This is a genomic window from Vreelandella sp. V005 (assembly GCF_052645115.1).
This window is the reverse complement of the sequence record NZ_JBQXYA010000002.1, coordinates 392,451-412,994: the sequence shown is the minus strand read 5'-3', so window position 1 is coordinate 412,994 and position 20,544 is coordinate 392,451. Positions and strand designations below refer to the sequence as shown.

The window sequence follows — 20,544 nt, the reverse complement described above, 5'->3', positions numbered from 1 at the left end:
CAGTGGCACAATTAAGATTCATCCTCTGCCTGTGGGCCTGACCATGTATGACTTCGACGAACTCACCGCTTTTGCCGATGTGATGACCACAGGCAGCTTGACTCGCAGTGCGCAAAAACTTGGCTTGGCCAAGTCGACCCTGAGTCGACGCATCAGCCAATTGGAAACCCGACTCAATCAGCCCCTACTCCGGCGGCAAGCCAATCGCTTAATCCCAACCGAAGCGGGACTGCTTTTTCACAACTACTGTACCGAGCTTTTAGCGATGGCCGCCCATAGCCAGGAGGCGCTGGCTGAACTGCGTGAGGAGATCAGCGGTGAAATCACCCTCGAGGTGCATGGCGCTTTAGCGCGTAGCTGGCTGGCTAGCGCTATCGATGCGTTTTTAAATCGACACCCAAAGGTAGAGCTAACGCTGCAAACCCGTGAAACGCCGCCGACTAAAATGCACAGCAACAGTGTGCATGTGTGGCTAGGGCCCACGCATGAGTGCGGGCTCAATCAGGAGCGCCTGGGATATTTAACCCGCGGATTATATGCAAGCCCCCGCTATTTAGAGACCGCAGGGATGCCCAAGCACCCCAATGAGCTTAATCAGCATGCGTGGATAGACCTGCTGGGCTCAGCCTCCAATGGGCTACTGCTCTCACACCCGGAACATGGCGAGTACACCTTTAGTCCGCCACGCTCACGGTTGCGTGTGGATCTCACTGCCCTGCATATTGACGCTATCGCACGTAGCCAGGGGATCGGCCTGCTTGCTCACTGGCTCACCGCCAAGCGAGAACAGCACCACCCAGGCGAACTGCTTAACTGCCTGCCCGGCTGGGAGCCCGTCCCATTGCCAATTACCCTGCTCTATGCCTATGGGCATCAATCCCGACGCACCCATGCGCTGCTGGAGTTCTTGCGTAGCCAGGTACCGGCCCAGTGGCATACGACAACCGCCACGGCTTAGCCTAATTCGAGTGTTTACCTTGCCAGTTAGCCCGCTCATTAACGACAATAGTCGCCTAACGAATGCCAAGGATACTCGATGCTTGCCGAACTTTTTGCCGTCATGGCGCCTGTGCTTGCCGGTGCAGGGCTTGGCTATTTATGGGTGCGTTTAGGCCAACCCTACCCGGTCGACTTTATCACCCGGCTGGTATTTAACATTGGCACACCCTCGCTGGTACTGGCCTCCCTAGCGGGTGCCGACATTGATGCAGCGACCTTTGGCCGTACCATGCTAGCGGCCGCACTGGTGATTATCACCATGGGCGTTGCAACCTTTGGCGTGGCAAAACTGTTACGCCGCCAATGGCGAGTACTGCTCGCACCCATGATGTATCCCAACACCGGTAACATGGGCTTACCCGTGGTGCTTTACGCGTTTGGCAGTGCAGGCTTTGCCTATGGCATCACGGTCATGGTGACCGTCTCGCTGTTCCAATTCACGCTTGGCGCGGCGCTTAATAGCCAGGGAAATCCGCTTATAACGCTCGTTAAAACGCCGACCGTTTACGCCATCCTTATCTCCATGGCGCTCTTGTTGACTGGCACCTCGCTTCCCCCTTGGTTGGCGAACACGGTGGATTTAATGTCTGGTTTTACCGTACCGCTGATGCTGATTACCTTGGGCGTATCGCTGGCTAGCATTCAGGTCAAGAACCTGCGTTCGGGTTTAGGGTTCAGCTTGGTGCGCGTTCCGCTTGCCGCCACGGCCGCATGGTTTATCGCTGGCTGGGTGGGGCTTCCTCCCTTGGCACAAAGTATATTAGTGGTTCAAATGTGTATGCCCGTGGCGGTATTTAACTACCTGTTTGCGCAGCGTGCCCAGCGTGAACCTGCCTACGTTGCCAGCCTTGTGTTCTGCTCAACGCTGCTAGCGTTGGTTTACCTACCGGTGTTGCTCGCCTTGCTCATGTAAACTCTATTAAGGAATGCCGTTTAGCCACCTATAGCGGAACCCCCTCACGGGGGAAGAGTCACTGCTAGACGAGTGCCCATAAACCGGCATTGGTGCGAGGCACTACTGCCATTGATACTACTGAGCATTGTTACTACTGAGCATTGATACGCTGGACAGGAGAGCGCTATGACGTATACCAATAAGGGTCACACCACTCGTGGTGGGCACACCGTGAGCGTTGGAGTAGCGGGCATTAGTGTGTTGATACTGGTGGCTACCATGAACAGCGCCAACGCAGAAGTGGTTCAGGAGTCGCTCGAAACCGATCACCTAACGCTTTCAATTGAGCGTATCGCCGACGGTTTTGAACACCCTTGGGCGGTTGCCTTCTTACCCGATGGCCGCTCCCTGGTGAGCGAACGCAGCGGGCAGTTGACGCTGGTTGACCCTACCAGTGGCGAAACACGCGCCCTGGAAGGGATGCCTGATGTCAGCACTCAGGGCCAGGGCGGCTTGTTAGATATCGTTCTACACCCTGACTTTGAAGGCGGCGATAGCGCGGGTGACAGCGATTGGATTTACTTCACCTGGAGCAAACCCGATGGCAATCAAACGCGCTCGGCGCTATCACGCGTTAAATGGCTTGGTAACGAACTGGGTGAGGATGAACACTTGTTTGAGCAGGATCGCGCCTCAGGCCCTGGCCGCCACTATGGCTCGCGGCTCGCGTGGCTGCCCGACGGCACGCTGCTAATGAGCATCGGCGACCGAGGTAGCGAGCCGCCTCGCGCCCAAGCAAGCGATGACCACGCGGGTTCAACGCTGCGCCTTACCGCTACAGGCGGCGTGCCTGACGACAACCCCTATGTGGACGATGACTCTACGCTTAACGAAATTTACTCCATGGGAAACCGTAATATTCAGGGCATGACCGTGATGAGTAGTGGCGAAGCGTGGGCATCAGAACACGGTCCGCGAACCGGCGATGAACTCAATCATATCGAAGCGGGCCATAATTATGGCTGGCCGGAAGTCAGTCAGGGTAACGATTACGCCACCAATGAACCGATTGGCGAAGATTCTCTGCCTGGCATGGTGGATCCTGTGTATGTCTTTGACGGCCGTTTTGCGCCTGCCGGATTAGCAGAAGTGACTAGCGACGCTTTCAGCGCGTGGAAAGGTAATCTGTTGGCAGGCGGCCTTGGCAGTGAGAAACTGCTGCGTCTGCGTTTAGAAGAACGCAAGGTGGCCGAAGAAGAGCTAATTTTACAAGGTGAAATCGGTCGCATTCGGGATGTTCGACAAGGGCCCGATGGCATTTATCTACTCACTGACGACCCTCAAGGCGGCCTCTATCGTCTGATGCCGACCGACCAGATGTCGACCAACCAGTAGCACCGCCCTATTCGCTTTTCTTATGTAAACTTTCCATTATCAAAAAGAGCACCACCATGGATACCACATGCGATTACGCAATTTAATTATATTAACAGTGATCGTCCCGCTGTTTATCATCCTGGTGGTGTTCAGCTTAGTGGCCATTAAGTCGCTTGAGGATAATGTACGCTCGAAGCTACAGACGGAAGTAGAGATCATCACCCGTACGCTGAGTTCGTCGCTGAGCTACGCGGTGACCCCCGATAGCAATACACCCCTGGAAGAAGCCCTTCAATCGGCGTTCTCCTTTCATCGCATTTATGGCGCCTATGTGTTCGACACCCAAGGACGCGACATTTACGGGCTCGGCCTTGGCAAAGACATCTTCACTCAGGAAGAGATTCAGCAAGTCATTGAGCGCGATGATTTATATAGCAACTACCGGCAGTATGAAGGCTGGAATTACTACTCTGCGTTGACACCCCTGCGTTCGCAAGATGGCACGGTATATGGTGTGCTGCAGGTTAATCGGTTAAATACAGGGATTGAGAACTATACGGGCTTTATCAGCATTGTGGCCGTGTTGGTCTTTGTGATCGGCGCCGCAGGGATTGTCTTTAGTATTTGGTGGGGGTTCCGCCGCCATATTGAACGGCCGCTGAACCGGCTACTCCACGTCATGTTACTGGTGGAGGATGGTGACCGCAGCCAGCGCGCCACTGAAGATGGCCCCACTGAGTATCGCCGTCTCGCCTCCGGCTTGAATGGCATGCTGGATGCGATGGCAGAGAAAGATCACGAAATCGAAGATCGCCAGCGCCGCGAAATAGAGTTAGAAAAGCGCCTGCGTAAATCTAAAAAGCTGGCGGAATTAGGTGTGCTAGCGGCCGGCGTCGCCCATGAAATAGGAGCACCGTTAACGGTGATCAATGGCCAAGCTCAGCGCTTGGCACGCCGCGATATCATTGGTGATGACGAGCGCGCTCGCTTAGGGCGAATTCGTGGAGAAGTAGAGCGTATCGTTGAAATTGTGCGCCAGTTGATGGAATTGGGCCGTCAGCATAATGTAGAAAAGGGTGATTTAGCGCTTGATCAGCTGATTACCAGCGCCAGCGATTTGGTTGAAGAAGAGCTAGAACCACGCAATATTCGTTTAGACATTGAATTACCGTCGCCGACACCCAACTTACTCGCCAATGGTCAGCAGCTTATCCAGGTAATGACCAATTTGCTGAGAAATGCGGCGCAAGCACCTGACGTCAGCCGGATACGCGTACGCGCCCAGCAGCATGAGAATGAATTAACGCTCTGTGTCGAAGATGATGGCCCAGGCATCCCCGGCTCTCATCATCATAAAGTGTTCGATCCATTTTTTACGACCAAACCCGTCGGCCAGGGCAGTGGTTTGGGGCTCTCAATGGTACATCGCATTATTAACGACCACGGCGGCACGATCGGCGTGTTTGATAGCGCCCTTGGCGGCGCTGGATTTGAAATTACACTACCCATTAGTGAAACCGCATCCGCGTGAGGACAACGTTTGTGACCCATCAGGAACACCTTTTACCTTTATTGGTGGTGGAAGATGACGCCGCTATACGTGAGTTATTAGAGGAAGAACTGCAGGATGCAGGCTACTCCACGCTTGGTGTGCCTAGCGCTGAGGAGGCCATAGCCTTACTGAGCCACACCACCGTCTCATTGGTAATTACCGACGTACGCTTACCCGGCATGACGGGTATACAGTTACTCCAGCAGCTACGCCAAGCAGGCAGTGAGCTGGGCATTATCGTGATTACCGCCTTTGGCACCATTGACCAAGCCGTCGAGGCGTTGAAAATGGGGGCTGACGACTTTTTAACCAAGCCCCTCGATTTGGATGCTATTCGCGAAGCCGTCTTTCGCGTGCTCGAACGCCAGCGTTTGGCGGTTTCCCACGACGCGGATATCAGTCATTTCCACGGCATTGTCGGTAAAAGCCAGGTCATGCAGGCGCTATTTCATGACGCCTCTCGTTTAGCGAAAAGCAATGCGCCGATTCTTATTTTAGGTGAAAGCGGCACTGGTAAAGAGCTACTCGCCCGCGCTATTCACCAGGAAAGCCCGCGTAACGACCAGCCTTTTGTGCCGGTGAACTGCGCGAGCATTCCCGCGGACTTGATGGAAAGTGAGTTCTTTGGCCATGTCAAAGGTGCCTTTACCGGCGCTAATGAAGCGCGCAAAGGGCTATTTCACAGCGCTCAAGGGGGCAGTCTCTTCTTAGATGAAATTGGCGAAATGCCGATTAATCTTCAAGCCAAGTTACTGCGCGCTTTGCAGGAGAAAACCGTGCGCCCAGTGGGGAGTGAACGCGAAGAGCCAGTCGATGTACGCATCATTGCCGCCACCCACCGCAATCTGGAAAAAGAGATTGAGCATGAAAATTTCCGCAGCGACCTTTTCTACCGTTTGGAAACTTTTTCGCTTCGCATTCCGCCCCTGCGCGAACGCGGCAGTGACATCGAGCACCTTATCTTTGCCCTGATCGATAAACATTCAGAAGCACAGGGTAAGCAGATTGAGAAAATCGAGCCCGAAGCCCTCAACAACCTGCTTAATTACACATACCCAGGCAACGTACGTGAACTGGAAAACGCCATTATGCGCGGCGTTACCCTCAGCGAAGACGGCTCACTCAGCCATAAAGACTTACCCGAGCGATTACGCGAGCAGTCTACGTCGGAAAACGGCACACCATTGGTGCCTACCTTGAGCGGCGAAGTAGTGACAGGCAACCAAATGCCAACGCCCCCTCCGATCCGCTGGCCCAGTTTGGAAGAAGTTGAAAGACGCTATATTAACAAAGTGTTGGAAGCGACGGGCGGCAACAAAAGGCGTACGGCAGAGGTGCTGGGCATTGCGCGCAGAACGCTCTACCGCCGCCTTGAAGATAATGAAGAGTAGTGGCGCTTGCGCCGGGCTAGGCTGTTTATTCCGTTACCCCGCCGGGCGCTTCACTGGCGGGGTCACTGTCTAACGGCATAGGTCCCGTATTCATAGGCTCTTGCTCTTCAGGCTGAGCATCTGTTTCAGGGGGAGCACTCTCACCACAGCCAGACAGCGAGACCACTGAAAGCAGTGCCATTAGTAATAACGCATAAGGCCGTATGTTGGCTTTTAATGACATCATGTCGAATTCTCTCCTTATTGGCATCTACCGTTTATCGTAACGTTCAGGCAATTAACATTAACGCTAAGTCTTATACCATAGCGGCGAAACTCTAAATTTCCAGACGATACAGCGCTAAAACCGCGCCTTTATAAAAAGATAAAGTGATTAGCCATAAAAAAACCCCCGCGGGCGCGGGGGCGGAAAGGATGGTAAATCGTGTGGAGCAGCCGCAGGGAACAAACAGCTGATGCGACTTACCATCGTAGGGAGCGGTACATATAACAGTTACTGGTTACTGGTGGTCTCGTCGTCTTCGTCTGTATTCGGAGCGGTATCGCTATCATCACCCGGCATAGGATCCGTCCCTTCGCCAAATCCTGCTTCGTCTTCGTCAGGATTCATTGTACCTGTGGCGGGCTCGTCCATCGTATCGTCGGGCATGCTTTCTTCAGAAGCGCCATCTTCAGACATATTGCTTTCAGACATCGGTTCTTCTGATTCAGCGCCTGTACTTTGCGTCATAGACCCCGCAGAGCCTGAATTTTCATCTAGGGCAGGATCCTGTTCAATAGCAGGCTCTTGCTCAAGGCTAGACGATTGACCGCTGCCGTTATCTTGCTCTAAAGGGGATGGTTCTTCAGCCGGAGGCGCTGGCTCTTCGTTATCCCCACAGCCTGAAAGCACTATCACGCTGGCAGCAGAGGCCATCATACACAGTGTTAACCAGCGTGGACGCTTGGCAGCTTGCTTACTTCCGTTGCGCTCAAGTTGTTCATCCATAACACCTACCTCCATTTCTAACGCCTGTAAAAGCTACTTGATGACTATCCTTGTCCATTAATCATCGTGTATACAAACGAACAATTCACTTAATGTGCCAACTTATCCAATACTTAATTTTAAAACATAAAAATCAATTGCTTACAAAAAATTAAAAACAAATTAGAGTCCACTTACCGTCAATAGGGGCGGGTAAAAAATGGCACATGTGGCGTGAGCTGTTCCGTTGAGCGAGCCTTTGTGACACACACGCCCTACCTATGTATAATAATTATTAATAAATTTACCATCACAAGTTATCTTTCCTTTTATGAATGAGGTTGTGACGCCGCTTGGGCTGTTATCAATCGCCATTCATTTCGCTCAACAAAAAGGCACCGCCGATGGACGAGACACGACCCGTCAAAATTAAAGTGCGCGGCTTAAGTAAAGTCTTTGGCAAGCACCCCCAAAAAGCTATTGAGCTTCGTGACCAGGGCATGAAGCGCCCGGAAATTCTGGAGAAAACGGGCCAGACGCTGGGACTTTCCAATATTTCGTTTGACGTTTATGAAGGCGAACTATTGGTGATTATGGGACTTTCAGGATCGGGAAAATCAACGTTGATTCGTTGCCTGAACCGTCTGATTGAAACCACCGAAGGTGAGATCGTCATCGACGGTGAGAACATTCCCACACTGAAAGAGAAAGCGCTGCTGGAGTGTCGTCGCCGTCATTTCTCTATGGTATTTCAAAATTTCGCGCTATTTCCGCACCGCACTGTGCAGCAGAATGCCGAGTTCGGTTTGGAAATTCGCGGTGTAGAGAAAACTGAGCGCCAAAAAATTGCTCATAACGCGTTGAAGCAAGTTGGTTTGGAGGGCTGGGAAGACGCCTTCCCCAATCAACTCTCAGGCGGGATGCAGCAACGCGTTGGCCTAGCCCGCGCATTGGCCAACGATGCCACCGTGCTGTTGATGGATGAAGCCTTCTCGGCACTGGATCCGCTGATTCGTAAAGATATGCAGCAAGAGCTTTTGCAGTTACAAACCAAAATGCAGAAGACGACCGTGTTCATCACCCATGACCTGGACGAGGCGCTCAATATTGGTGACCGCATCGTGCTGCTCAAAGATGGTGAAGTGGTACAGATCGGCACGCCGGAAGAGATTCTCACCCAGCCAGCAGATGACTACGTGCGGCGCTTTATCGAAGGGGTCGATCGTTCACGTATCTTGACCGCTGAAAGTGCTATGCGTCCGCTGCGCACCACCGCTCGTGAAAGCGATGGACCGCGCACGGCGTTACACCGTATGCGTGACCACAGCATCGATTCGATTTATGTTGTTGACCGTGATCGTCGCTTGCTGGGCTTGTTGGAAGCCGACGCTGCGAGTCGAGCAATCGAAGAAGGTGCGGGATCCATCACCGCCTACCTAACCCAAGACTTCCGCAAAGTCCCTATGGATGAGCCACTGCACAACCTGTTTGCCATGTTTAGCGAAAAGAGCTTCCCTATCGCCGTTACCGATAAGCAGGATCAATTGCTCGGCGTAGTGGTAAAAGGCGCAGTACTCGATGAACTGGCACGGGCAGGAGAGCAATAATGGATATCCCACGCATTCCGCTAGGTGACTGGATTGAGAGCGGCCTGACTTGGTTAACCAGCGAATATTCTTTGGTTACCCGTGGTATTTCCCGCTTCACGCAGACCGGCATTGATGTTTTAAACGACAGCTTGATGTGGCTGCCTGAGTGGGCGCTGCTGGGCTTGATAGCCTTACTGTGCTGGAAGTTAGCTGGCGTTCGCTTAGCGATAGGCGCCACGGCCGGTCTTGCACTGATTTGGAACTTAGGCCTTTGGAACCCGATGATCGAGACGCTCACGCTGGTCGTCTTTGCCACGATGGTGGCGGTAGTGATCGCTCTACCGGTAGGCATCGCGGCCGCGTTATCCAATCGGCTTTACCGGGTGATCATGCCGATTCTGGATTTCATGCAGACCATGCCTGCCTTCGTTTATTTGATTCCGGCCATTCCGTTTTTCGGGATCGGCTCTGTTTCGGCGATTTTCGCGACGGTCATCTTCTCGATGCCCCCAGCAATTCGTTTTACCACGTTGGGGATTCGTCAGGTGCCGGTAGAGCTCATTGAAGCCGCCGATGCTTACGGCGCCACGCGTGGTCAGAAACTGTTCAAAGTTCAGCTACCGCTGTCACTGCCCACTGTCATGGCGGGCATCAACCAGACCATTATGCTCGCCCTCTCCATGGTCGTGATCGCCGCCATGATTGGTGCCGATGGCCTAGGTAGCGAAGTCTGGCGCGCCATTCAACGTTTGCGCCCAGGTGATGGCTTCGAAGCAGGTATTGCGGTGGTGATTCTGGCCATGCTGCTTGACCGCTTAACCCAATCGCTTAGAAAAACCCGACAATAAGATGAAACGCGCTAATTAAGCAAACAGACAGAAGCGGCTGCGTTGAGCCAATGGCTTGCCAAGTCGCTTCTTGCTCACCATGCTGTTTTAGGCAGCCATTAGATACGTTAATAATTTATACCCAAGGGAGAAAGTGAATGAAATATCGCACCATGAACCTCCGTATACGTATTGCCTCACTAGCACTGTTAGCCGGTGCAGGCGTTGCTATTAGCAGTGCAGCACAAGCCGAAGAAGAGAAAGGTACGATCAACCTGGCCTACGTGGAGTGGTCTTCTGAAGTTGCCTCCACCAACGTCATTGCCGCTGTCCTCGAGCAAGCTGGCTACGAGGTCGATCTCACCTCGCTCTCGGCAGCCGCTATGTTCCAAGCGCTATCTACTGGCGATGCAGATGCCATCGTTGCCGCTTGGCTGCCCACTACCCATGCCGACTACATGGAACGCCTGGGTGATAGCGTAGAAGACCTAGGACCAAACCTGGACGGCACCAAGCTGGGCCTCGTCGTTCCTGAGTACACCGACGTCGACTCTATTGCTGACCTAAACGACAACGCTGACAGCTTTAACGGCGAGATCATCGGTATTGACCCCGGTGCAGGCCTAATGGGTCTGACCGAAGAGGTTGTGGATACCTATGACCTTGAGCTGGACCTGCGTAGTGGTAGTGGCGCCACGATGACAGCCGCCTTATCCAGCGCGATTAGTAATGAAGAAGACGTAGTGGTGACTGGCTGGACGCCCCACTGGATGTTTGCCCGTTTTGACCTTAAATACCTGGACGATCCTGAGAATGTCTATGGCGGTGCGGAGCAAATCCACACCGCGACACGCGAAGGGCTAGAGGGTGATATGCCCGAAGCCTATGCGATTCTCGATGCTTTCGAATGGACGCCGGAGCAAATGGGCGAAGTCATGCTCATGAACCAGGAAGACGGCAGCGATCCTTACGAGAACGCCAAGCAGTGGGTTGAAGACAATCAAGATGTCGTAGAGCAGTGGCTCGATAGCTAACACCGCACGAGCAAGATACTGCAGCAGGGGGCTTCGGCCCTCTGCTGTCGTTATAAGCGCTATGGTTCACAATACGTTGAATCCTGTTTTAACAGATTTGCTATTGTGTGCCTCTTAATGCGCGCCCTGGAATGTTGGTTGATGACCACATTTTGGTTACTGTTCAACATTTTTTGATCGACACATCTGATCGAAAGAGAGAGGCTCCAGTGGATAACCACGACGACAAACACCACCTTGAAGAGACAGTCTCTGAGGGCATACCTGCTCCAGATGGCCCAGCGAATTTAATTGATACCGACTATGTGATCGGCCAAGACAATATCACCACGAATACCATGGGCGTTAACCTTGATCTACACGGCAAGGTGTTCACCATTTCGGCCATCGTGGTACTGCTATTTGTTATTTTAACGCTTGCGCTGCAAGAGGCGATCGCCCCTATCTATGACGCGATCTTCAGCTTCTTGACAGGCAATCTAGCGTGGTTCTTTATTTCGGCCGCCAATATTTTCGTTATTTTGTGTGTAGGCCTAATTTTCTCCCCCTTAGGTAAAATCCGCATTGGTGGCGCTGATGCCAAACCCGATTTTACCTACATGGGCTGGTTCTCGATGCTATTTGCCGCAGGCATGGGCATTGGCCTGATGTTCTTCGGCGTCAATGAACCACTGACCCACTTTGGTACCTCTTTTGATGGTGGCAGCTGGGCACCGTTGTCAGGCGCCGAGGGCGATGCCGCGGGTGCAGCAGCACTGGGCATGGCGGCAACGATTTTCCACTGGGGCTTACACCCCTGGGCGATTTACGCCGTCGTCGCGCTTTCATTGGCGCTGTTCTCATTCAATAAAGGGCTACCGCTCTCAATGCGTTCAGTGTTCTACCCGATTCTAGGTGAGCGCGTTTGGGGCTGGCCGGGCCACTTGATTGATATTCTGGCGGTATTTGCGTCGCTTTTTGGCTTGGCCACCTCGCTTGGGCTAGGTGCTAGCCAAGCGGCAGCGGGACTCACTTACCTATTCGGCGCGCCTGAAGGTGATATCACCATGGTGCTACTGATTATCGGTATTACGCTTATTGCCGTTTGTTCAATAGTTGCTGGCGTCGATAAGGGCGTGCAGTTGCTGTCCAAAATCAATATTGCAATGGCCGCGCTACTGCTGTTCTTTGTGATCGCGGTCGGTCCTACCCTGCTTATTGCAACTGGCTTCTTTGAGAACCTATGGAGCTATGCGGTTCATCTACCTGCCTTATCGAACCCATTTGGCCGTGAAGATGCTAACTTCAGCCAAGGCTGGACAGCCTTCTACTGGGCGTGGTGGATTTCCTGGTCTCCATACGTCGGTATGTTCATCGCACGCGTATCACGTGGCCGTACCGTTCGCGAATTTTTGGTTTCAGTACTCCTTATACCCTCATTGGTATCAGTACTCTGGATGACCACCTTTGGCGGCACGGCGATTGATCAGTATGTGAACCAAGGTATTAGCGCTGTGCGGGATGCCGGTGTCGATCTTCAGCTATTCATCATGCTGGAACAGCTACCGCTATCGCAAATCACCTCGTTTATTGCCATTTTGTTGGTGATTATTTTCTTTGTCACTTCATCCGATTCGGGTTCGTTGGTGATTGACTCAATCACGGCGGGCGGCAAAGTCGATGCGCCAACGCCACAGCGGGTGTTCTGGGCAATCATTGAAGGCGCGATTGCGATTGCATTGCTACTAGGCGGCGGTTTAACGGCACTACAGACCATGGCCGTATCGACGGGCTTCCCGTTCACCATCATTTTGCTAGTGGCATGTTATGCCATCATCAAAGGGTTAATGAGCGAACCGAAAGCTGTCTAAGACGTTTAATGCGTAAAGCAAACGGGCAACCCAAGGGTTGCCCGTTTTTTTATGGGTCACTTTTAACACCAAACATTTTTTAAGGGGGTGTCAGCTCGATAGTGGGTGGCAATTTGCGCCTGCAATAGCTCGGCGGTTGCTAGCGCGTCGACCAAGGCATGATGGCCTTGATAGGCAGGCAAACCATAGCGTTCACGGCTAGCGTGTAAGCGTATCGACACGGGTGGACGACCTAGCCAACGGCGAAAACGTGCCCAAAGCGTTTGACGATGAAGCCGCGCTTCCAATGACATCGTATCGATCATAGGAAACAGCACCCCTTCCCCCCGGCGTGCTTTAACAGCAGCCTCTAGGAAGGGCCGCTCAATATTGCGGAAATGGACAACGACTAAGCGCCCCGCTAACTGGGCTAAAAGGTCATCCAATATCATTTCTAAATCCGGTGCTTCAGCGATTTCCGAGTGGGTAATATGATGGTAAGCAATGGAAGCTTCTGCCAGCGGCCGTGAAGGGTTCACGACCCAATAGCGCCTTTCTGCCAGCTTGATACGGTTTAACGTGAAGGGCACAACGCCAATACTAACAATCGCATGACGCCGCTCATCCAGCCCAGTGGTTTCCATATCCAGCGCCACCATTGGCACCTCGGCAATCGGCGTTTCGGGATCTGGCAGTGGTGTACTAAAAAATTGTTGAAGCGCCGGACTACTGGCCCGCTCTGCACGCTGAGCCATATAGCCTGCCCAGTCGGCCTGGGTAATTTTCTGACGTGGACGTATGCCGTGCATATCAACGCCCCTGCCGTTGAGCAGGCATTGGGTAGCGAAACTTCAAAAACTTCTGTGCATTACTCAACACTTGGAAAGCATCTTTCAGGGTATGACGCTCGCTATCCTCGACATTTTCAGGCTCGATATTATTATCTGGCTGACGCTCTTCTTGCAGGTCGATCATCTGATGTCGAAGCCGCGACATGCATAGAAACTCAAACGCATAGCTGAGTTTCTCACTCATCCCGGTCGCTAATAATTGGGTATCGCCAATGTCATTTAAGCGCTGAAAAGAGTTCTGTGCTTTAGAGCCGCAGGCCAGGGCGTGGATACGCACCAAATCCACCATCGGCGCGGTGCCGCGGCGTTTAAGGTTGATAGAGTTATTGTGCTTGCCGTCCTGCTCCATGACAAAAGTGCGAAAAAACCCTAACGGTGGCGTGCGATTGAGGGCATTACGCGCCATGGCGGCTAAAAACAGCGGTGATTTAGGGGCCGTTTCAGCAATCAGGTCTTGCAACGCTTCCACATAGAGTTCTTCGCCATAACAGCTGTCCAGGTCGAAAAATATCGAGCTGTGCAGCAATCGTTCGGGCGTGGGATTGGCCATCCAGTCCTGAAAATAACGTTTCCAAACGCTTAATGGCTGGCGCCACTGAGTGTTAGTCGCCATCACATCACCTTTACAGTAGGTATAGCCACAGGCATCCAAGCCATCGCTGACTATCTTTGCCAAAGCGTAAAAGTAACCGTCGTGCTGTTCGGGAATAAACTCATCGGAGAGAATCAGTGCATTATCCTGATCAGTAACAATGCTCTGTTCATTACGTGCCATGGAGCCATTGACCATGAAACAGTAGGGCACTGGCGGTGGGCCTAGTTCCGCTTCCGCCATCTCTAGCAAGCGCCGTGTAAAGCTTCGCCCTATCGTAGACAGCGCACTGCCCACCATTTGCGAGTTAGCGCCCTCCTGTACCATGCGTACAAACGCTGCCCGCACATCGGGAGCTAAACGTGCCAGCCCCTGAGCGCTGGACTGGTTAAAAATATTACTCACCAAATAGAGGCCGCTATGGGTTTCATAACGGATAATATCGGAGAGATGCACCACGCCCACCGGACGCTGCCGATAAAGCACGGGCAAGTGATGCACGTTGCTGCGTAACATCGTCAGCATGGCTTCATAGACAGAGGCATCGGATTGAACCGTAATCAACCGCGGGGAAACCACCTCGCCCACCGTGGTCTGCGGGGATAGCCCTTCAGCCACCACGCGAGTACGAAAATCGCTGTCGGTCAAAATACCGTACATTTGCCACGTCTGGCCTTCGCTGTCCTTAAAGCTAAAGCGTGGGTTATCGCTGCCCTCTTTCAATACTAGCAGTGCCGAGGCTTGGGCTTCACTCATCTGCTGCGCTGCTTGCTGAACGCTGGTTGAGATTTCGACCATGACAGGGTAACGCGTCAGCAACTTGCGGATCCTGGTCACCATCATGTCGTTGGATTTCTTCTGCTGCTCGGCGGCCGTTTCTAGCCGCGGCCGTTCCAACTCGACAAAATCGGCGAAGTCCTCATCTTCTTCACACAGCCGTTGGAACACAGCGTTAGGGATAAAGTAAATCAAGGTATCTTCAATGGCCTGGGCAGGAAAACGCACTTTATGATTACGCAGCAGGCTGAAGTGACCGAAAATATCGCCTTCACCCAAGCGATTATAGAGCTCCCCCTGGCTACGATAGACTTCTACCGCACCGCTACGTATATAGCAAAGGTCATTGAGTGTTTCATTGAGCTCTAAAATGCTATTACCGGTTTTGAAATAGCTGACTTCCACTTGTTCAGCGATAGCATCGAGAAGATCATCCGACAGCCCGTCAAACGGGGGAAACTGTCCCATATGCTGGCGTATTTCTAACAATTCGACATCCATATGGACTCCTTCGGCTTGCCGGCCAATGGTTGGGCTAGTGTATAAAGTGTGGCGGGTAGGCTGAGGAAGGTAAACCCCACAAGGCACGATAATCGGTCTCTACCGAAAGGCTGCAGCATAAAACTTGTAAACAACAAAAAGCCCGATGCAAGAAGCACCGGGCTTTGATGGCCTAGGCCAAGCTGATAGTTACGTGGCTAATTAATTTGTTAAGTTAGCTACACTAATAACGTCATCAGCCGATAACAGTGGCAGGATTAAGATTGGCTCGCCATTTCCTGAACACGCTGCATCATTTCAGGGTCTTGCTGAATGGATTGACCAATTGCATTGAAGGTATCAACATCAAGACCGCTGTTTTCGACTACTTCGATCATGCGGTCATTAGCTTCTGTGCGCACTTCCTGCTGCGCTGACTCATCTTCCGCTTCCTGCAGACGCTGGGTATATTCTTGAGAAATAACGGCAATTTCTTGAGAAGCATCGGCAAACTGCTGAAGTTGATCATCAGAAAAATCCTGGGCAGGTGCTGCTTGCTGAGTAGCCATCGGATCTTGTGCCGGTTCCTGGTCTTGCTGGGCATGAGCAGTAGCGGTCATTAAACCTGTGGCGAGCAGGGCAGCAGAGAACAGAGCAGTCATACGTTGCATAGTAAAACCTCAATATTGCGTTGTGTATGTGCCCATTGAGACGCGCTGTGTTCGATCAGGTTCAATCTCTTATGTAAAAGTTAGTAACAAAAAGAACAATATGTAATTTAAAAAAATTTAAACACGCTACCAGGAAATAAAAATGTCATTAAAATTCAGTGATTTAAAAGAAAAAAATCTAGCATCTATTGGCTTGTCCGCCATGCCTGCCGTGTTTGTACTTCTATGGAGCACAGGATTTATTGGCGCCAAATTTGGCCTCCCCTACGCAGAACCTTTCACCTTTCTGTTTATTCGCTTTGTGCTGACCTTATTACTGTTGATCCCGTTGGCACTTTTGATGCGTATCCCTTGGCCTTCATCGCCTAGGTTATGGACACATATCGCCATATCGGGCTTCCTTGTTCACGGTGCTTACTTGGGTGGTGTTTTTTATGGCATTTATTTAGGTATGCCCGCTGGCTTAGCGGCCTTATTAGTAGGCGTCCAACCGCTACTCACCGCCGTCTTTGCCGGGCCGTTACTAGGCGAACGACTTTCCTCGCGCCAGTGGTTAGGGCTGGGGCTTGGACTTATCGGCATTAGCTTGGTACTTGGTAGCAAGCTCGATATTGGTGAGTCGCTGTTTGATGGCTTTGGCATTAGTGCTTTACTTTGCGTCACCGCCGCTTTGCTGGGTATTTCGTTAGGCACGCTCTATCAAAAAAGATATTGCACGACGATGCCGCTGCTGTCTGGGGCGGTGATCCAATACTTGGCAGCCTGCATGCTACTGGGAAGCGGCGCTCTGCTATTTGAAACGCGCCAAGTGGAGTGGAGCAGCACCTTTGTATTTACACTGGCTTGGTTGGTGTTGATTCTCTCAATTGCCGCTATTCTGTTACTCATGGCCTTGATAAAAAAAGGGGAAGCCTCGCGGGTAGCGAGTCTTTTTTATCTTGTACCACCGGTCACCGCGCTACAAGCGTGGTGGCTATTTGACGAACGTCTTCCCTTGCTAGGACTAGTGGGAATGTTGGTCGCCATCACCGGGGTGGTGATGGTTATACGAAAACCCGCCCATGGGGCGATCAGACGATAACGATATTTTTATACCTAGGCTTGGATAAACATGTCAGCACAACACCACTGTGCCAGGGTGAACGGGCAATGTAACCGTTGCGATTCACCGGTACCTTTTGCATTTACCATGGCGTTTCAACCGATCGTTGATGTCACTCAGCGAGCGATTATTTACTACGAGGCTTTAGTACGTGGACCCAATGGAGAGTCTGCCTATTCTATTCTTGAGCAAGTGACGCCAGCGTTGATGTATCGCTTCGATCAAGCATGCCGTATTTGCGCGATAGAACTAGCCAGCGATCTGGGTATGCAGGAAAAACTTTCTATTAACTTCTTACCCAATGCCGTTTACGAACCCAAAGCATGCATTCAAGCCACTCTGGAAACAGCGCATCGGGTTGGTTTTCCCACCGAGCGGCTCAATTTTGAAATAACCGAAACAGAGCGGGTTAAAGACCGCGGCCATATGCGCAAGATTATCGAAAGCTACCGTGAGATGGGGTTCACGACCTCCCTTGATGATTTTGGTAACGGCTATGCCAATCTTGATTTATTAACCGACCTAAGGCCCGATACGCTGAAACTTGATCGGGATCTGGTCATGGATTGCGATAGCGATAAGCGCCGCCAAGCCATACTCAAAAGCCTAGTGACACTCGCCAGCACACTGGGAACACAACTTATTGCTGAGGGTGTTGAAACCCGTAAAGAGTCGCGCTGCCTGCTGGCGCTCGGCATACCAGTCCAACAGGGGTACTACTTTTCCTACCCAAACCTGGAATCACTGGCCATTATCGACGAGGCTAAATATAACTAGAAAAACATATGGAGAGTGTTATATAACCAGTGCCCAACAACTGACTGCCATGGTTAAAGATACTCAAGATAATCAGCCCCACCCAAATTACGCATTTGTTGGCGTATCCACTGACTGCGCCGCTCAACCTGTGCATCGGGCCGAGCGGCGCTACGTGTTAATGGGCTAGGTAAAATAGCGGCTAGCAGGCTAGCTTGGCGCTCGGTAAGTGAATTGGACGAGACGCCAAAATAGTGCTGAGCAGCTGCCTCCAACCCAAACACACCGCGATCCCACTCTGCCACATTGAGATAAACCTCAAGAATGCGCTGCTTGCTCCAAAGTATCTCAATCAGCAGTGTAAACCATGCCTCGAGCCCCTTGCGGGTCCAGCTTCGGCCAGTCCACAAAAAAATGTTTTTCGCCGTTTGCTGGCTTAAGGTACTGGCGCCCCGTAGGCGGCCGCCCTCTTGGCTCGCCTGCAAGGCACGCCGCAGCTCTACTAAATCAAAGCCACTATGATGGGGGAAACGCTGATCCTCGGCGGCAATCACGGCCAGTTTGGCGTTAACAGAGAGTGAATCCCAACCACGCCACTCGCGCTGTAAGCGGATCGGCTCGCTATTGATCCAACTCTGTATTTTGCGTTCAACCATCACCATCGACCCCGGTGGAGGAACAACGCGAAACAGAAGTACCAGCGCGACTGACAGCAGCGCAAACGCTAAAAAGCCGCGCCAAACAAAGCGCCAGAGCAGGCGCATGAAACGGCGCAGCGAGCGATTGAGCATTCCGTTATCCTTAACGCTTCATGAGGTGGTCTGCATGATAGCGCAGATGATCCTCAATGAACGAGGCAATGAAGAAGTAACTATGATCGTAGCCCGGCTGACGGCGCAGTGTTAAGGGGTGATCGTGCTCTTCACAAACGGCTTCTAAACGCTCGGGTTGAAGCTGCTCTTCCAGGAATTGATCCGCTTCGCCCTGATCGATGAATAGCCGCTGGCGTGATGCCCCATTAGCCACCAGTTCGCAGGCATCATACTGGCGCCAGCGCGACTGATCCTCGCCCAGATAAGCAGTGAACGCTTGCTGCCCCCAAGGAGAATTCATCGGATTGACCACCGGTGAAAAAGCCGATACCGAGCGGAAGCGCCCAGGATGGCGTAAGGCCAAAATCAAAGCACCATGGCCCCCCATCGAATGGCCACTAATAGACTCACGCCCATTGACCGGGAAGTGCTGACGCACAACGGAAGGTAACTCTTCAATCACATAGTCATACATGCGGTAGTGAGGCTTCCAGGGGGACTCCGTGGCATTCACGTAAAACCCAGCGCCGGAGCCCAAGTCGTAGCTTTCATGCTCGCCAGGTAAATCCGTTCCTCGAGGGCTGGTGTCAGGGCAAACGATGGCCACTCCAAGCTCGGCAGCGATGCGATGCGCACCCGCTTTCTGCATGAAATTTTCGTCGTTGCAGGTCAGCCCAGAGAGCCACCAAAGCAGGGGTACACGTTCATTTTCCGCTTGGGGCGGCAAATAAACGGCAAAGGTCATGTCGCAATCCAGCGCACGGGAGTAGTGGCGGTAGCGCTTATGCCAGCCACCGAAACTGCGGTTAGCAGACACCAGTTCTAAAGTTTCACTCATGCTCATGGGCAGGTTCCTTTAAATGCAACAAACGCGGCAGGTTATCCCCACCGCGTTTAAACGTGCCAACTATAATACTCAGTAATGCAACACGGTACGAATGCTCTTACCGGCATGCAGTAAATCAAAGGCTTCGTTGATCTTCTCAAACGGCATGTCGTGGGTAATGAAGTCGTCGATATTGATCTCGCCGTTCATATACCGGTCGACGTAGCCAGGAAGCTCGCTGCGCCCTTTAACGCCACCAAAGGCGGACCCTTTCCAAACTCGCCCTGTCACCAGTTGGAATGGCCGTGTCGAGATCTCCTCGCCAGCGCCAGCAACACCGATCACGATCGATTCACCCCAGCCTTTATGGCAGCACTCCAGCGCCGAGCGCATCACGTTGACGTTGCCGATACACTCAAACGAATAATCAACGCCACCATCGGTCATATCGACGATGACTTGTTGGATCGGGTCCGAATACTCTTTCGGATTCACGAAATCCGTAGCTCCAAACTGCTTGGCCAGCTCGAACTTATCAGCGTTAACGTCGATGGCAATAATCCGCCCCGCCTTAGCCATCACCGCGCCTTGAATGACGGCCAAGCCGATCGCCCCGAGACCAAATACCGCCACCGTGGCGCCCGGCTCTACTTTGGCGGTATTCAGCACTGCACCGATACCGGTAGTCACACCACAGCCCAGCAGGCAGATTTTATCCATGGGCGCTTCTTTAGATACCACGGCCAGGGAGACTTCGGGTAACACGGTATACTCACTAAAAGTGGAAGTGCCCATGTAGTGATGAAGCATCTTACCGTCTAGTGAGAACCGCGAGGTACCGTCAGGCATGACCCCTTTACCCTGGGTAGCGCGTACGCTGCCACACAGGTTGGTTTTACCTGACAAACAGAACTTACATTTACCGCACTCAGCAGTATAGAGCGGAATCACATGGTCGCCCGGCTTGAGGCTGGTAACGCCCTCGCCCACTTCCTGCACAACACCCGCCCCTTCATGGCCGAGCACCGCTGGAAAATTGCCTTCAGGGTCAGCCCCAGAGAGCGTATAGGCATCGGTATGACAGACGCTAGTCGCTGCCATTTTGACGAACACCTCGCCCGCTTTCGGGCCTTCGACATCAATCTCAACCAATTCAAGCGGCTTACCCGCTTCTAGTGCTACCGCTGCGCGTGATTTCATTTCGACTCCTAAATATC

General features: G+C 52.4%; 19 protein-coding genes. 11 read left to right on the top strand and 8 right to left on the bottom strand.

Annotated elements, in window-relative coordinates:
• The first annotated feature begins 43 nt into the window (after positions 1–43).
• From ACUN8H_RS07140 to ACUN8H_RS07120, 5 genes are all read left to right on the top strand, one after another.
• Complete coding sequence (locus tag ACUN8H_RS07140) at positions 44–958, top strand: LysR family transcriptional regulator (RefSeq protein ID WP_445531455.1); 915 nt, start codon at positions 44–46, stop codon at positions 956–958.
• A 78-nt stretch (positions 959–1,036) separates the two neighbouring features.
• Positions 1,037–1,912, top strand: coding sequence for an AEC family transporter (locus ACUN8H_RS07135; RefSeq protein ID WP_445531454.1), 876 nt, complete (start codon positions 1,037–1,039; stop codon positions 1,910–1,912).
• A 168-nt stretch (positions 1,913–2,080) separates the two neighbouring features.
• On the top strand, positions 2,081–3,289 hold the full coding sequence (locus tag ACUN8H_RS07130; protein ID WP_445531453.1) for a PQQ-dependent sugar dehydrogenase: 1,209 nt from the start codon (positions 2,081–2,083) through the stop codon (positions 3,287–3,289).
• 67 nt (positions 3,290–3,356) lie between these two features.
• Positions 3,357–4,802, top strand: coding sequence for an ATP-binding protein (locus ACUN8H_RS07125; RefSeq protein WP_445531452.1), 1,446 nt, complete (start codon positions 3,357–3,359; stop codon positions 4,800–4,802).
• A gap of 11 nt (positions 4,803–4,813) precedes the next feature.
• Positions 4,814–6,214 (top strand): sigma-54-dependent transcriptional regulator, encoded by a 1,401-nt coding sequence (locus ACUN8H_RS07120; protein WP_445531451.1) that lies wholly within the window; start codon positions 4,814–4,816, stop codon positions 6,212–6,214.
• 25 nt (positions 6,215–6,239) lie between these two features.
• Here the strand turns inward: ACUN8H_RS07120 and ACUN8H_RS07115 are convergent, their stop codons facing one another.
• Together ACUN8H_RS07115 and ACUN8H_RS07110 are read right to left on the bottom strand one after the other, a co-directional pair.
• Complete coding sequence (locus ACUN8H_RS07115) at positions 6,240–6,440, bottom strand: hypothetical protein (protein ID WP_445531450.1); 201 nt, start codon at positions 6,438–6,440, stop codon at positions 6,240–6,242.
• Between the two features lie 267 nt (positions 6,441–6,707).
• Positions 6,708–7,202, bottom strand: a complete 495-nt coding sequence (locus tag ACUN8H_RS07110; protein WP_445531449.1) for a hypothetical protein — start codon at positions 7,200–7,202, stop codon at positions 6,708–6,710.
• A gap of 383 nt (positions 7,203–7,585) precedes the next feature.
• Between ACUN8H_RS07110 and ACUN8H_RS07105 the strand changes: the two genes are divergently transcribed.
• The 4 genes from ACUN8H_RS07105 (at position 7,586) to ACUN8H_RS07090 (ending at position 12,481) form a co-directional block, all read left to right on the top strand.
• On the top strand, positions 7,586–8,788 hold the full coding sequence (locus ACUN8H_RS07105) for a quaternary amine ABC transporter ATP-binding protein (RefSeq protein ID WP_445531448.1): 1,203 nt from the start codon (positions 7,586–7,588) through the stop codon (positions 8,786–8,788).
• Positions 8,788–9,618 (top strand): ABC transporter permease, encoded by an 831-nt coding sequence (locus ACUN8H_RS07100; protein WP_290697338.1) that lies wholly within the window; start codon positions 8,788–8,790, stop codon positions 9,616–9,618. Before ACUN8H_RS07105 ends, ACUN8H_RS07100 begins: the two co-directional genes overlap by 1 nt.
• A 137-nt stretch (positions 9,619–9,755) precedes the next feature.
• Positions 9,756–10,631 (top strand): glycine betaine ABC transporter substrate-binding protein, encoded by an 876-nt coding sequence (locus tag ACUN8H_RS07095; protein WP_445531447.1) that lies wholly within the window; start codon positions 9,756–9,758, stop codon positions 10,629–10,631.
• A gap of 209 nt (positions 10,632–10,840) precedes the next feature.
• Entirely contained in the window at positions 10,841–12,481 is a 1,641-nt protein-coding gene (locus ACUN8H_RS07090) for a BCCT family transporter (protein ID WP_445531446.1), read from the top strand.
• A 62-nt stretch (positions 12,482–12,543) separates the two neighbouring features.
• Here the strand turns inward: ACUN8H_RS07090 and ACUN8H_RS07085 are convergent, their stop codons facing one another.
• The 3 genes from ACUN8H_RS07085 to ACUN8H_RS07075 all read right to left on the bottom strand — a co-directional run bounded on the left by ACUN8H_RS07085 (position 12,544) and on the right by ACUN8H_RS07075 (position 15,831).
• The gene (locus ACUN8H_RS07085; RefSeq protein WP_445531445.1) at positions 12,544–13,269 is read right to left on the bottom strand and encodes a 3'-5' exonuclease; all 726 of its coding nucleotides are present in this window, start codon (positions 13,267–13,269) and stop codon (positions 12,544–12,546) included.
• Between the two features lies 1 nt (position 13,270).
• Positions 13,271–15,181 carry a DUF294 nucleotidyltransferase-like domain-containing protein gene (locus ACUN8H_RS07080; RefSeq protein ID WP_445531444.1) on the bottom strand — a complete coding sequence of 637 codons (1,911 nt, stop codon included), beginning with the start codon at positions 15,179–15,181 and terminating at the stop codon, positions 13,271–13,273.
• A gap of 257 nt (positions 15,182–15,438) precedes the next feature.
• The gene (locus ACUN8H_RS07075) at positions 15,439–15,831 is read right to left on the bottom strand and encodes a DUF4168 domain-containing protein (protein ID WP_445531443.1); all 393 of its coding nucleotides are present in this window, start codon (positions 15,829–15,831) and stop codon (positions 15,439–15,441) included.
• A gap of 142 nt (positions 15,832–15,973) precedes the next feature.
• Between ACUN8H_RS07075 and ACUN8H_RS07070 the strand changes: the two genes are divergently transcribed.
• Both ACUN8H_RS07070 and ACUN8H_RS07065 read left to right on the top strand, forming a co-directional pair.
• Positions 15,974–16,912, top strand: a complete 939-nt coding sequence (locus ACUN8H_RS07070) for a DMT family transporter (protein ID WP_445531442.1) — start codon at positions 15,974–15,976, stop codon at positions 16,910–16,912.
• A gap of 30 nt (positions 16,913–16,942) precedes the next feature.
• Entirely contained in the window at positions 16,943–17,710 is a 768-nt protein-coding gene (locus ACUN8H_RS07065) for an EAL domain-containing protein (protein WP_445531441.1), read from the top strand.
• Positions 17,711–17,763: 53 nt separating this feature from the next.
• Here the strand turns inward: ACUN8H_RS07065 and mtgA are convergent, their stop codons facing one another.
• The 3 genes from mtgA to ACUN8H_RS07050 form a co-directional block, all read right to left on the bottom strand.
• Positions 17,764–18,480: a monofunctional biosynthetic peptidoglycan transglycosylase gene (mtgA, locus tag ACUN8H_RS07060; RefSeq protein ID WP_445531440.1), complete on the bottom strand. Its 717-nt coding sequence runs from the start codon at positions 18,478–18,480 to the stop codon at positions 17,764–17,766.
• Between the two features lie 10 nt (positions 18,481–18,490).
• Positions 18,491–19,345 carry an S-formylglutathione hydrolase gene (gene fghA, locus ACUN8H_RS07055; protein ID WP_445531439.1) on the bottom strand — a complete coding sequence of 285 codons (855 nt, stop codon included), beginning with the start codon at positions 19,343–19,345 and terminating at the stop codon, positions 18,491–18,493.
• 72 nt (positions 19,346–19,417) lie between these two features.
• Positions 19,418–20,527, bottom strand: a complete 1,110-nt coding sequence (locus ACUN8H_RS07050) for an S-(hydroxymethyl)glutathione dehydrogenase/class III alcohol dehydrogenase (protein ID WP_445531438.1) — start codon at positions 20,525–20,527, stop codon at positions 19,418–19,420.
• Positions 20,528–20,544 lie beyond the last annotated feature (17 nt).